The sequence below is a fragment of the Thiocapsa roseopersicina genome (assembly GCF_900106925.1).
Classification (GTDB): domain Bacteria; phylum Pseudomonadota; class Gammaproteobacteria; order Chromatiales; family Chromatiaceae; genus Thiocapsa; species Thiocapsa roseopersicina.
In genome coordinates, this window is the sequence record NZ_FNNZ01000006.1 from 55,569 (window position 1) to 68,347 (window position 12,779).

Annotated in this window: 11 protein-coding genes and 1 riboswitch; of the genes, 10 read left to right on the forward strand and 1 reads right to left on the reverse strand. The window is 64.3% G+C overall.

The genetic code is table 11. From position 1 onward, the window contains the following. Window positions 1-15: 15 nt before the first annotated feature. Complete coding sequence (gene leuS, locus BLV04_RS08425) at window positions 16-2,676, reverse strand: leucine--tRNA ligase (RefSeq protein ID WP_093030008.1); 2,661 nt, start codon at window positions 2,674-2,676, stop codon at window positions 16-18. A gap of 260 nt (window positions 2,677-2,936) precedes the next feature. On the opposite strand from leuS, the gene BLV04_RS08430 reads away from it, so the two are divergent. The 10 genes from BLV04_RS08430 to BLV04_RS08470 all read left to right on the forward strand — a co-directional run bounded on the left by BLV04_RS08430 (window position 2,937) and on the right by BLV04_RS08470 (window position 12,770). Next, on the forward strand, window positions 2,937-3,476 hold the full coding sequence (locus tag BLV04_RS08430; RefSeq protein WP_093030010.1) for a zinc ribbon-containing protein: 540 nt from the start codon (window positions 2,937-2,939) through the stop codon (window positions 3,474-3,476). Window positions 3,477-3,673: 197 nt separating this feature from the next. Beyond that, window positions 3,674-4,192, forward strand: a complete 519-nt coding sequence (locus BLV04_RS08435) for an SCP2 sterol-binding domain-containing protein (protein WP_175534545.1) — start codon at window positions 3,674-3,676, stop codon at window positions 4,190-4,192. Between the two features lie 372 nt (window positions 4,193-4,564). Then, window positions 4,565-4,653, forward strand: a riboswitch (glycine riboswitch). Window positions 4,654-5,040: 387 nt separating this feature from the next. Next, window positions 5,041-6,132: a glycine cleavage system aminomethyltransferase GcvT gene (gene gcvT, locus BLV04_RS08440; RefSeq protein WP_093030012.1), complete on the forward strand. Its 1,092-nt coding sequence runs from the start codon at window positions 5,041-5,043 to the stop codon at window positions 6,130-6,132. Between the two features lie 173 nt (window positions 6,133-6,305). Continuing rightward, a complete protein-coding gene (gene gcvH / locus BLV04_RS08445; protein ID WP_093030014.1) occupies window positions 6,306-6,698 on the forward strand; it encodes a glycine cleavage system protein GcvH in 393 nt (130 codons plus the stop codon). 250 nt (window positions 6,699-6,948) lie between these two features. After that, a complete protein-coding gene (gcvPA, locus tag BLV04_RS08450; protein ID WP_093030016.1) occupies window positions 6,949-8,319 on the forward strand; it encodes an aminomethyl-transferring glycine dehydrogenase subunit GcvPA in 1,371 nt (456 codons plus the stop codon). After that, entirely contained in the window at window positions 8,316-8,450 is a 135-nt protein-coding gene (locus BLV04_RS25865) for an SUI1 family translation initiation factor (protein ID WP_281241826.1), read from the forward strand. Before gcvPA ends, BLV04_RS25865 begins: the two co-directional genes overlap by 4 nt. 222 nt (window positions 8,451-8,672) lie before the next feature. Further along, window positions 8,673-9,170, forward strand: a complete 498-nt coding sequence (gene tpx, locus BLV04_RS08455) for a thiol peroxidase (RefSeq protein ID WP_093030018.1) — start codon at window positions 8,673-8,675, stop codon at window positions 9,168-9,170. 156 nt (window positions 9,171-9,326) lie between these two features. Further along, window positions 9,327-10,796 (forward strand): aminomethyl-transferring glycine dehydrogenase subunit GcvPB, encoded by a 1,470-nt coding sequence (gene gcvPB, locus BLV04_RS08460; RefSeq protein WP_093030336.1) that lies wholly within the window; start codon window positions 9,327-9,329, stop codon window positions 10,794-10,796. Then, window positions 10,793-11,164, forward strand: coding sequence for a diacylglycerol kinase (locus BLV04_RS08465; RefSeq protein ID WP_093030020.1), 372 nt, complete (start codon window positions 10,793-10,795; stop codon window positions 11,162-11,164). The genes gcvPB and BLV04_RS08465 overlap by 4 nt, the downstream gene beginning before the upstream one ends. A gap of 124 nt (window positions 11,165-11,288) precedes the next feature. Further along, window positions 11,289-12,770: a hypothetical protein gene (locus BLV04_RS08470; protein WP_093030022.1), complete on the forward strand. Its 1,482-nt coding sequence runs from the start codon at window positions 11,289-11,291 to the stop codon at window positions 12,768-12,770. The last annotated feature ends 9 nt before the right edge of the window (window positions 12,771-12,779 follow it).

Genomic DNA, 12,779 nt, shown 5'->3' on the forward strand with positions numbered 1-12,779 from the left:
CGGCGGGCATCGGCATCAGTTGGCGACGATGTTGACGAGCTTGTTCGGGACCACGATGACCTTGCGCACGGTCGCCTCGCCGATGAAGCGGCGCGCGTTCTCGCTCGCCAGCGCAGCGGCCTCGATGGTCGCGCGATCCGCATCGGCGGGAACCTTCACGGTATCGCGCAGCTTGCCGTTGACCTGCACCACATAGTCGATCGTCGACTGCACGAGTGCGGCGGCGTCGACCTCGGGCCAGGTCGAACCCAAGATGTCTTCGCCGAACCCCAGCTCGCGCCACAGATGATGGGTAACGTGCGGCGCGATCGGTGCCAGCAGACGCAGCACGATCGACAAACCCTCGCGCAACAGGGTGCCACGGGCGGGCGCGTCCGGGTCGAGCTTGTAGAGGACATTGACCAGGGTCATGCAGCCCGAGACGACCGTGTTGAACTGCTGGCGCTCGTAGTCGAATCGCGCCTTTTTCAGCACGCTATGGATCTCCCGCCTGGCCTCGCCGGCCGCCTCGTCCGGATCGCTCGCCGCCGGATCGCCCGCGCCGCGGATGGTGTCCGCCTCGGTCGTCGCCAGCCACCAGAGCCGCTTCAGGAATCGGAAGGCACCCTCGACACCCTCGTCGTTCCATTCGAGCGACTGCTCGGGCGGGGAGGTGAACATGGTGTAGAGCCGCACCGTATCGGCACCGTAGCGCTCGGTTAGGGCCTGCGGGTCGACGCCGTTGTTCTTGGATTTCGACATCTTCTCGATGCCGCCGAAGGTGACCGGGAGACCGTCGGCCGCGAGCCAGGCACGCACCAAGCGGCCCTTCTCGTCGCGCTCGGTCTCGACTTCGGCCGGATTGATCCACTGCTTACGCCCGTCCGCGTCCTCGCGATACCAGGTCTCGGCGACCACCATGCCTTGGGTCAAGAGCCGGGCGAAGGGCTCGTCGCAGTCGACCAGACCCTCGTCGCGCATCAGTTTGTGGAAGAAGCGCGCGTAGAGCAGATGCAGGATGGCGTGCTCGATCCCGCCGACATACTGATCGACCGGGAGCCAGTAGCTCGCACGCTCGTCGAGCATGGCGGTCTCGCAATCGGCCGAGCAGTAGCGGGCGTAGTACCAGCTCGATTCGAAGAAGGTATCGAAGGTGTCGGTTTCGCGGGTCTCGCCGCCGGGCAGATCCGAGAAGGACGGCATCTTTTTGAGCGGCGAGCCGGAGCCGTCGACGATGACGTTCTCGGGAAGGCGCACCGGCAGATCGGTCTCGGGGCGCAGACTGCCGTCGGGACCGTTCACCACCGGGATGGGGCAGCCCCAATAGCGTTGGCGCGAGACGCCCCAATCGCGCAGTCTGAAGTTCACGCGTTTGCGGCCCTTTTCGTGCTCCGTCAGCCAGGCAGCGATAGACTCGAACGCATCGGTACTGGTCAAGGTCGAGAAAGGGCCGGAGTTGATCAGAACGCCTTTTTGCTCGAAACGCTCGTCCCAGTGCGACCAGTCCAGCGGGACGCGTGATGCGTCTCCGAGCACCGCAATGACCGGGCGGCTTTCCGCAGGTATGCCGTCAGGGGAGGTAACCTCCAGCGCGAGGTCTTTCCAATCCTCGGGCACGATCACGGGCCGGATCTGGATGCCGTATTTGTGCGCAAAATAAAAATCGCGCTCGTCGTGCGCCGGGACCGCCATCACCGCACCCGTCCCGTAACCCATCAGCACGAAGTTCGCGGCGAAGATCGGCACCGCCTCGCCGGTCACCGGATGCAGGGCGTTCAGGCCGAGCGGATGGCCCTTCTTCTCCATCGTCTCGATCTCGGCCTCGGAGGTCCCGCCCTTGCGGCACTCATCGATGAAGGCCGCGAGCGCGGGCTGATCCTCGGCGGCACGTCGCGCGAGCGGATGCTCGGCGGCGACGGCGACATAGGTCACGCCCATGAGGGTATCCGGACGGGTCGTGTAGATCTCCAGGGTCTCGTCCGATCCCTCGATCCCGAAGCGCATCTCGACACCTTCGGAGCGCCCGATCCAGTTGCGCTGCATGGTGCGCACCTGTTCGGGCCAGCCGTCCAAGCCGTCGAGCGCGTCGAGCAGCTCCTGGGCATAGTCGGTGATGCGCACGAACCACTGTTGGATCTCGCGCTTCTCCACCGGCGCGCCCGAGCGCCATCCCTTGCCGTCGATCACCTGCTCGTTGGCGAGCACCGTCTGGTCGATCGGGTCCCAGTTGACCGTGGCCTGCGAGCGATAGACCAGACCCTTCTCCATGAGACGCGTAAAGAGCCACTGCTCCCAGCGGTAGTAGTCCGGGTCGCAGGTCGCAAGCTCCCGGTCCCAGTCATAGCCGAAGCCGAGCTGCTTGAGCTGGGTGCGCATGTAATCGATGTTCGATTTGGTCCATTCCGAGGGCGGAATGCCCTTCTGGATGGCCGCGTTCTCGGCCGGCAGACCGAAGGCGTCCCACCCCATCGGCTGGAGAACGTTCTTGCCGAGCATGCGCTGATGCCGCGCGATCACGTCCCCGATGGTGTAGTTGCGCACGTGCCCCATGTGCAACCGCCCGGAGGGATAGGGGAACATCGAGAGGCAGTAGAACTTCTCGCGCGAGCGGTCTTCGACGGCCTTGAAGGACTGGTGGTTTTCCCAATAGCGCTGGGCCGCGGCCTCGACAGCCTGCGGGTCGTAGTCGGTCTGCATGGATGTTCGGTCTTCCGGCAAGGGGGGGTGACGGCAATGCGCGTTAGGATACCGCAGCGGACGGATCCGCGGCGACCCGGGGCGTTAGGGGGTACCAGGGGCGATCCCGGCCGATGCACCCGGTCCTTGCGAAATCGCGGCCATGCTGCACACTTTAACCTAGGTTTAAGGGATCGGCGTCTCGGCGCCTTTGCGTGACACTTGTCAGGCGTTGACGCAGCGGCAACCGCTGTCCCGCGCTTTACCCACCGGAGAGGATCATGAACGAAGAAGACAAAGGCACGACGACCGACAAACTGGTGGATGCCTACGAGCGGATGCTCAAGCAAACCCACGAGACCATCGAAAAGACCCAGGAAGAAACGGTACCCAAGTTCCGCGAGATCCTCGACAAGGCCCGCGACAACATGGTCGAGCTCGGCGAGCTGACCCGCGAAGAGGCCGAAAAGGTCTCCGACTACGTCAAACGCGACATCGAAGACGCGGCCAACTATATCGCCGAGACCGGCCAAGACATCCGCGATTGGTGGCGCTTCGACCTGCAGCTGATCGAGCAGCGCATGATGGACGCCTTTTCCAAGGTCGCCGACCAGACCAGCCTGCAACTGGCCCAATGGGCCGAGGTTGCCCGCCAGATGAGCCTCTATCAGGCCGGGGAGGTCACCGGCCCCGGCACCCTGGTGTGCGACCGCTGCGGTGCCGAGACACACTTCGTCAAGGCCGGGCGCATCCCACCCTGCGCGGACTGCGGCGGCATGAGCTTCCGCCGCCGCAGCGACGAGCCTCGCGACAAGGGTTGAGGACCGTGGCGCTCCGCGCCAGGTGCTGCCATCGCCGACATGACGAACGAGCCCTGCCCCGCGAGCGACCCGATCAGCTCGTCGCCCCGCAGTTGCATCACAGGCCCTGCGACGACTAGCATCGAAACGCTAGTCAAGACAAAACCAACAGCGGACACGCTCGATGCCCGCATACAACACCAAACGAGGACACCATCATGATTCGCCGCATCGCGCTCGCCCTTCCGGCACTCGCATTGACCGTCTCCGCCGGCGCTCAGGCCGCAACCTTCATGGACGCCGATTGGGCGGCGTCCGCCTGCGAGGCCTGGAACGGGGCCGGCGCCCTCACCGCCGGTCTATCCGGCGATAATTGGGCGGCAAACAACGCCGGTCGTGGATACAAGGTCATCCAGCTCTACCGCACCAAGTGCGGCGAGGGCAGTCGCGTGGAGCTGCAGATCAGCGACAAGGACGGCAAGGCCATGTGCACCTACGGCGGCGCGGTGAAGACCACGACGCTCGACCCGAAGGTCGACTACCTGATGAATGCAACCGACGAGGACTGGGTCTGCATGGGCGAGGGCCGCCTAGGCTGCGGCGCGATGGGCGCAATGACGACCGGCAAGCTCAAGTTCAAGGGACCCAAGATGGAGGCCATGGGGGTCATGGGTCCGTTCGACAGCTTCCTGCAGTTGACGGGTAAGGTCCCGGGCGATAAGAGCGCCTGCCCGTAGGCGAAGGCTCCATAGAGCGGGCGATTTACGCGGTTTCGGGACAATTCCATACACGTAGGTTGTGCTGACGATAGGAAGCACAACTTACGCCGACGGTTGGTTGTGCCTCGCACGGCTCCGCACAACCTGCGGTCGACGGACCCGGACAGACGGATCAGGCAAGTGTCAGCAGTGCTGCGAATAAATTCGCACCTACACGCAGATCATTCCTTTCCCGTGAATCACCTTAAACCGCGCCAGCTCCGAGGGTTGTCGGAGCTGGCGCGGCCAAGCCAGTCCAACCAACGACACATACCGCACCGAGCGCGGTTTAAGTCCGCAACCGCCATGGCTGGAAATCCGATCGAACCGCGCTTATAGTCCCGTTTCGCGTCAAGTCCCGCGGGAGAGTCCGGCTTCGGCCGGCGCCGAAGGCGCAACACTGCCCGGAATCGCTCAGGCAAAAGGACCGCGGGAATAACGACCGACTCTGGAGAGCGGTCCGGACTGCACCGACAGTCGGGGCCCACCGAAGGGGCAGCAGAGGCCGATCCGTTCGGCCGCCTGCAAACTCTCAGGTCTGGGACAGAGGGGCGGTGTCGAGGATCCGGGTGGATCCCGAAGGCTTGTGCCTGCATGAGTCCGGAAAGCGACGCGCGCCTGCTCCGTCGTCCCCGTACCGGGGATGACGCCATTGTCGAGCGCGATCGAATTCCGGCTCGCCGTCCCGTACCGAACGGCAGACCCCGCACAACCTTCGCACATCACCCGCTTCCTTCGCCCTTTAGAACCCAAGTCGACGCCTCGCGAGCGGTGCCGACTCAACAGGCCAGCCCGCCGGGCGAGCCACCAGGCGAACGGAGAGTCGGATGGGATTGCGCCCCCCCCTGTTTTCGGAGCATGAGCGTCTCGGCGCGCGGATCGTGCCGTTCGGCGGCTGGGACATGCCGCTGCACTACGGCTCGCAGATCGAAGAGCATCACGCCGTGCGCCGCGCCGCCGGGATGTTCGACGTCTCCCACATGCGCCCGGTCGACATCGAGGGGCCGGATGCCCTGCCCTTCCTGCGACATCTGCTCGCCAACGATGCGGCCAAGCTGACCGCACCGGGCAAGGCCCTCTACGCCTGCATGCTCAATCCGCAGGGCGGCGTGGTCGACGACCTCATCCTCTATTTTTGCGGACCCGAGCGCTACCGCGCGGTGGTCAACGCCGGCACGGCCGAGAAAGACATCGCCTGGATGCATGCGCAGGCCGAGGGCCGGCAGGTCGACATCCGAAGTCGCGACGATCTCGCCATGATCGCGGTGCAGGGGCCGGATGCGCGTGCCCGCGTCGAGCCGCTGTTGCCCGACGGGCTGCGCGCCTCGGCGATGCAGGTCGGGCCCTTCTTCGCCGCCGAAGACGCGCACTGGTTCGTCGGGCGCACCGGCTATACCGGCGAGGACGGCTTCGAGATCATGCTGCCGAGCGCGGATGTCGCGGCACTCTGGCGCGCGCTGGTTGCAGCGGATGTGCGCCCCTGCGGCCTCGGCGCTCGGGATACGCTGCGCTTGGAGGCCGGCATGAACCTCTATGGTCAGGACATGGACGAGACGGTCAGCCCGCTTGATGCCGGTTTGGGCTGGACCATCGCCTGGCAGCCGCAGGAGCGCGACTTCATCGGCCGCGATGCCCTGAATGCTCGGCGCGATCATCCCGACCGACGCGACTTCGTCGGCCTCCTCTTGACCGGCCGCGGCGTCCTGCGCCCGCACCAGAGCGTCCTCGCCGGCGGCCGCGTGGTTGGCGAGGTGACCTCGGGCGGCTTCTCGCCAACCTTGGAGCGCTCGATCGCGTTCGCGCGGGTCGAGCCCGGCACAGCCGCGGACTGCGCGGTCGACATCCGCGGCAAACCCGTGAGCGCACGCATCGTCAAACCGCCGTTCGTACGACACGGACGGATCCTTATCGCCCTCTGAACCTTGTGGTCAGGGTTAAACCGCGCCGGGCGCGGACTCAGCGTTTGAGCTGTGAGGATGGGTTTCGCTACGCTCTACCCATCCTACGTGTCTCGATTGTTTTTGAATCGTTTACCTAGACCGCAACGGCGCGACGAGCGCACAGACAACCCGTCGATTGATCGGAGAGAACCATGAGCGACGCCCCTGCCGAACTGAGATACACCAAGAGCCACGAGTGGATCAGAGACAACGGCGACGGCACCGTCACCGTCGGCATTACCGATCACGCCCAAGAGGCGCTCGGCGATATCGTCTTCGTCGAAATCCCGGATCAGGGGCGCGAAGTCGACGCAGACGAGGCCTGCGCGGTCGTCGAGTCGGTCAAGGCCGCCTCCGACATCTATTCGCCGCTCGCAGGCGAGGTCATCGAGTCCAACGCGCTCCTGAACGATAGCCCGGACGCGATCAACAACAGCCCCTACGACGAAGGCTGGATCTTCCGCCTCGCGCCGAACGACATGACCGCGCTCGCCGGACTCCTGGATGCAGCCGCCTACCAGCAGGTCGTCGAGGAAGAGGCATAGACTGCGTTGGGTGGTTCGTGGACACGTCGTCACGAACGCAATGTCGGGACGCAAGGGGCGACTTAAGTCGCCTCTACGCTCGGGTGGTCAAGCCGAGCAGGCACTGCAAACGACCGCACCGGCCGCGGTTCGGCCGGGAACCTGAGTTACACTCAACACGCTTCGGTTTTTCGGCTTTCCGGTCGCTAAGCCACTGTTCACAAATTTGTTTCTAGCCACTCATCACTCATTACTCATTACTCATCACTCTATGCCCTTCGTACCCCACACCCCGGACGACATCGCCGCGATGCTCGACACCGTCGGCGTCGCCTCCATCGATGATCTGTTCGACGAGATCCCGGCCGAGCTTCAGATCGGGGAGCTCGCCGCCATCCCCGCCGGCATGGCCGAGATGGACATCGGCCGACTGATGCAGTCGCGCGCGCGCGCGGATGGTCAGCCGCTCTGCTTCATCGGCGCGGGTGCCTACGATCATCACATCCCGGCCGCCGTCTGGCAGATCGCCGGCCGCGGGGAGTTCTACAGCGCCTACACGCCCTATCAGGCAGAGGCCAGTCAAGGCACCCTGCAGCTGCTCTACGAGTTCCAGTCCATGATGGTCGCCTTGACCGGATTGGACGTCTCCAATGCCTCGCTCTACGACGGCGCCTCGGGCTTGGCCGAGGCGGTCTTGATGGCCGTGCGCGCGAACCGCAAGGTCAAGTCCGAAAAGGTCCTCGTGCCGCGATCGCTGCATCCGGCCTATCGGCGCACGCTGCAGAGCATCGTCTCCCCCCAAGGCATCGAGCTGGTCGAGGTGCCGTTCGACCCGCGTGGCGGACACACCGCGATCGAGGCACTGGCGGAGCAAGGCCCCTACGCCGCGCTCGTGGTCAATCAGCCCAACTTTTTCGGCGTGCTCGAAGATGTCGATGCCCTGACCGACTGGGCCCATGCCCGCGACGCCCTGGTCATCGGGGTCGTCAACCCGGTCGCGCTCGCCCTGCTCTCCCCGCCCGGCGACTGGGGCAAGGCGGGCGCCGATATCGCCTGCGGGGAGGCGCAGCCCTTGGGCATGCCGCTCGCCTCGGGCGGACCCTATGCCGGGTTCCTCTGCTGCCGTCAGGAGCTCGTGCGCCAACTGCCCGGGCGCATCGTCGGGCGCACGCTCGATCTCGACGGCAAGCCGGGCTTCACCCTGACCCTGCAGGCCCGCGAGCAGCACATCCGACGCAACAAGGCGACCTCGAACATCTGCACCAATCAAGGGCTGCTGGTCACCGCCGCGACCATCCACATGACGCTTCTGGGTGCCGAGGGTTTGGAGCGTGTCGCAGCGGCCTGTCATGCCAACACCCGACGGCTCGCAGAGCTGCTGTCCGCGGTGCCGGGCGTGGAGCCCCTGTTCGACCGTCCGATCTTTCACGAACAGGCGCTGCGTCTGCCGGCGCCCACGGCGGACGTTCTCCGCTCGCTGGCCGCGCAGAATATATTGGGCGGATGCGATCTCGGCGCGGAGTATCCCGAGCTCGATCCCGCGATCCTGGTCTGCGCGACCGAGCTGAGAACGGAGGAAGAGATGCAGTCCTACGCAAGCAAGCTCGGGCGTATCATCGCCTCTCGAACGCAGGCACCATGATCGGCGGCACCAAAAAATTCAGCGGCGCCGCTTCAACGACCGACCCTGCCGGTCGGGCCGAGCGCAAACAAGTGATGATTCAGAAAGAAGATGAACACCTTGATGAACGCGTAGGATGGGTAGAGCGATAGCGAAACCCATCCTCCAAACCGCCGCGTTCTCGGGTTTCGGTCTGATGCCCATGGCGCGGGCTGGATGGGTTTCGCTTCGCTCTACCCATCCTACGTGTTGCGGTTGTTTTGAATCGTTCTTGAGGCCCAACAGACGAAGCGACGCCAGCCCTCAGACCGGGGGCACCGTGAGCACGACAGACGCGAATCCGACATCCAACCACCAACGATCGGGACAGACTCATGGCTCAAACAGCACTGCAAGGCAACCCCGTCCAGCTCTCCGGTGACCTGCCCGCCGTCGGCAGCACCGCACCCGACTTCAAGCTGGTCGACAAGGATCTCGGCGACAAGACATTGGCCGATTTCGCCGGCAAGAAGAAGCTGCTCAACATCGTGCCCAGTCTGGACACGCCGGTCTGTGCGACCTCGACCAAGCACTTCAACACGTCCATGGCCGGTAAATCCGACGCCGTCGCCTTGGTGATCTCTGCCGACCTGCCGTTCGCGATGGGCCGCTTCTGCGGGGCGGAAGGGATCGAGAACGTGGTTGCGCTCTCCATGATGCGCTCGCGCAGCTTTGCGAAGGACTACGGCGTGCTCATCGAGGACGGACCGCTCGCCGGCATCACCGCCCGTGCCGTCGTGGTCCTGGATGCCGACAACACCGTGGTCTACACCCAGCTCGTGCCCGAGATCACCCAAGAGCCCGATTACGACGCGGCCTTAGCTGCACTCTGAGGCGCGTTCTTTCCGAATCGCAAAGGCGCGACCGCGTTTAGGATGGAGGCCGTGCTCGGCACGACGACGGCGTCGCCGAGCCCCCGGACGCCGCCTCGCATCGCGCCGCTGCGCCTTTGCGGTTCCGACTCGATTCACACACCGAAGCCGACTGCCATGCTGATTCATGACCGCTCCCGACCCGGACGCCGCGCCAGCGCGCAGGCGCCGCTCGCCATGACCGAGGTCACGGACATTCCGGCGGCGCTGCGTCGTCGGAGCAGGCCAATCCTGCCGGAGGTCTCGGAGCTTCAGGCGGTACGCCACTACACACGGCTGTCGCAGAAGAACTTCTCGATCGACACCCATTTCTACCCGTTGGGCTCCTGTACCATGAAGTACAACCCGCGGGCCTGCAACACCTTGGCGATGTTGCCCGGATTTCTGGCGCGGCATCCGCTGGCACCCGAGTCCCACAGCCAGGGCTTCATGGCCTGCCTCTACGAGCTCCAAGAGATGCTCAAAGAGGTCACCGGGATGCACGCGGTCTCCCTGGCCCCCGCGGCCGGTGCACAAGGCGAGCTGGCCGGCGTGGCCATGATCCGCGCCTATCATCTGGCCCGCGGCGATCTCGCCCGCACCGAGATCCTGGTCCCCGACGCGGCACACGGCACCAACCCGGCCTCCGCGGTCATGTGCGGATTCAAGGTCCGCGAGATCCCGACCGGACCGGACGGCGACGTCGACCTCGCCGCGCTCGAGCAGGCCGTCGGGCCTCGGACCGCCGGCATCATGCTGACCAACCCGAGCACGGTCGGCGTGTTCGACCGCAACATCCAGGCGATCGCCGCGCGTGTCCATACGGCCGGCGGTCTGCTCTACTACGACGGCGCCAATCTCAACGCCATCCTCGGCAAGGTGCGCCCGGGCGACATGGGCTTCGACGTCATCCACATGAACCTGCACAAGACCTTCTCCACGCCACACGGCGGGGGCGGTCCGGGTGCCGGACCGGTCGGAGTCTCGACGCGCCTGGAGCCCTACCTTCCTGTCCCGCTGGTCGCCTTCGACGGGGAGGAGTACCGCTGGCTCGCCGAGCACGAGCGCCCCGAAAGCATCGGGCGCCTCACCGCGTTCGGCGGCAACATGGGCATCCTGCTGCGCGCCTATATCTACGCGCGACTGCTGGGACGCGAAGGGATGCGCCGCGTCTCCGAGTTCGCGACCCTGAACGCCAACTATCTGATGGCACGGCTCAAGGCCGCCGGCTTCGATGCCGCCTACCCGCAACGTCGCGCCAGCCACGAGTTCATCATTACGCTCAAGCGCGAGTCGAAGGAGCTGGACGTCAATGCGATGGATTTCGCCAAGCGCCTGCTCGACTACGGCTATCACGCACCGACCACCTACTTCCCGCTGCTGGTTCCCGAATGTCTGCTGATCGAGCCGACCGAGAGCGAGAGCAAGGAGGATCTCGACGGCTTCGTCGACGCTATGATCGCCATCAGGGAGGAGGCACAAACCAATCCCGAGTTGGTGAAGACCGCCCCCCACACCATGCCGGTGCGCCGACTCGACGACGTGCGCGCCGCGCGTCAGCTCGATCTCGCCTGGCAACCTCAAGGGCAGCAACAAGGATCCTCATGACCAAAGGAAAATCCAAGGGCTGGCGGCGGGTTGTCTACGCCTTCGGCTACTCGATGAAGGGGTTCAAGGCGTGTTTCGAGCTCGAGGAGGCCTTCCGCCAGGAGGTCTTCCTGCTGATTCCGCTCATCCCGCTCGGGGTGTGGCTCGGCGACTCCGCAGTGGAGCGCGCCATGCTCGTCGGCAGCCTGCTCATCGTCCCCATCGTCGAGCTGCTGAACTCGGCGATCGAGGCGAATGTCGATCGTGTCGGCATGGAGCGCAACGAGCTCTCGGCGCGTGCCAAAGACATCGCCTCCGCAGCGGTCTTTTCGAGTATCGTGTTTGCCGTTGTCGTTTGGGCGCTGATCCTGATTCCGAAGCTGTTCTGATGCGGCAGGATTTCGAAGACGCGATGCACCCCGATCGCCCGATCGCCCGATCGCCCGATCGCCGATGTCATTCATTCGCCAGCGCGCAAGCTGATGTCTTGAAGGAATACAAGGACCCGTCACCATGTTCGTCATCGAAAATCCGTCGGCCAACCGATCCTATACATCTTTCGTCTTATTGTTTTCGATGCTGCTGTGCGCAATCGCTGCCGCCTACGGCGCTTACGCACTGCGCGGCCTCCACGCCGACGGGGCCTTTCATCTGCTGAGTCTCGCGACCGGCGAGAAGTTTCTCTTTTGGGAGACGCCACGCAACGCGTCCTACGCCTTGCATCAGTGGGCCACGATCCTCGCCATGAAACTAGGCATCGACGACCTGGTCGTTTTGGCGCGCATTCACGGCCTGACGATGTTGATGACACCGATCGTCTTTGTCGCACTCTCCTATTTCGTCCTCCCGAAAGAGTACAAACATCTCTTCATCTTCCCGGTGTTCTACTATCTCGCCGGCGTCATGGCCGGCGCTTTCTCCGCAATCGGAGAGGCGCAGCTCGCCGGGAGCTATTTCTGGCTCCTCTTCTTTACGATCTTGTTTTTCCGGACCGGGCTCTTCACCAATCTCCTCGTCTTTGCACTCGCACTACCGATCTTCGTCATCCACGAAACCTTCGTTCTGATGGCGCCGTTCCTTGCGCTGGCAGGGCTCTACCGATTATTTCGATCGAAGAGTACCGGCGACCGCCTCTATTTCGCTGCCCTGACCGCACTCTTGATCGCCGTCACGGTCGTGGTTCTCTCATTCATCTTGGTCCCGAAATCAGAATATTACGAGAGCCGCTCTCTGTCGTACTTCTCCACCATCACATCGCTGGCATTCATCCGGAGCTACGGCTACTACAATCCACCTGCAATCCTCGGCCTGATCGCCGGCTTCATCCTGCTCGTCGGGGTCTATGCGACACGCCGCGGAATGGTGAAGGTCCAGCGGATTCTGTGGGTGGTCATCGCACTAGCCGCGCTCCTCATCGCACTCTCTCCGCTGATTTCCGAACGGGCACTCTCCGCCAAGCTGCAGTTCGACGCGAGAAGCTATGGCCCTATCCTGATCCCGCCGTTGGTGCTTTTGATGGCGGTTGTCTCGCTTCGCGCGGCCCAAACCAAGGCCTATATCGAGTCCGGTTTCGTCGCGGGTGTGGTGCTTGCGCTCGCACTCGGACAGGTCGGCTGGAATGTCGCTGCAACGAACGAGTGGCGGCATTACATCGCGAGCTTTCGCGGCCTCTTGGATGACCATCGCGGCCTTCTCTCTCACGAGCAGGCCCTCGCCGAGCTCTCCCCCGAATCCGGGCGCCAACTTGTGAACATGAGCTGGGGTTGGACCTATCCGACCATGAGCGTGCTCCTGGCCGAGCAGGGCAAGGTGCAGACGATCATCGCGAATCCCGATGCGGGAGAGGATGCCTGGGAACCGTTCGACCCCAAGACACTGAGCGACGAGCTCCTGAACAGCCATCGACTGGATTTCTCCGCCTATTTGAGCGCTCTGGCGGAGCAGCAAGCGCGGAGTCCCGAATCGGCGGACCCCATTAAACCGCGCCCAGAGTGATATGCGACG

What these genes read in the sequence shown, in the direction of transcription:
- leuS (WP_093030008.1), bottom strand. Translation starts at nt 2,676, where the DNA reads ATGCAGACCGACTACGACCCGCAGGCTGTCGAGGCCGCGGCCCAGCGC.
- BLV04_RS08430 (WP_093030010.1), top strand. Translation starts at nt 2,937, where the DNA reads ATGAACGAAGAAGACAAAGGCACGACGACCGACAAACTGGTGGATGCC.
- BLV04_RS08435 (WP_175534545.1), top strand. Translation starts at nt 3,674, where the DNA reads ATGATTCGCCGCATCGCGCTCGCCCTTCCGGCACTCGCATTGACCGTC.
- gcvT (WP_093030012.1), top strand. Translation starts at nt 5,041, where the DNA reads ATGGGATTGCGCCCCCCCCTGTTTTCGGAGCATGAGCGTCTCGGCGCG.
- gcvH (WP_093030014.1), top strand. Translation starts at nt 6,306, where the DNA reads ATGAGCGACGCCCCTGCCGAACTGAGATACACCAAGAGCCACGAGTGG.
- gcvPA (WP_093030016.1), top strand. Translation starts at nt 6,949, where the DNA reads ATGCCCTTCGTACCCCACACCCCGGACGACATCGCCGCGATGCTCGAC.
- BLV04_RS25865 (WP_281241826.1), top strand. Translation starts at nt 8,316, where the DNA reads ATGATCGGCGGCACCAAAAAATTCAGCGGCGCCGCTTCAACGACCGAC.
- tpx (WP_093030018.1), top strand. Translation starts at nt 8,673, where the DNA reads ATGGCTCAAACAGCACTGCAAGGCAACCCCGTCCAGCTCTCCGGTGAC.
- gcvPB (WP_093030336.1), top strand. Translation starts at nt 9,327, where the DNA reads ATGCTGATTCATGACCGCTCCCGACCCGGACGCCGCGCCAGCGCGCAG.
- BLV04_RS08465 (WP_093030020.1), top strand. Translation starts at nt 10,793, where the DNA reads ATGACCAAAGGAAAATCCAAGGGCTGGCGGCGGGTTGTCTACGCCTTC.
- BLV04_RS08470 (WP_093030022.1), top strand. Translation starts at nt 11,289, where the DNA reads ATGTTCGTCATCGAAAATCCGTCGGCCAACCGATCCTATACATCTTTC.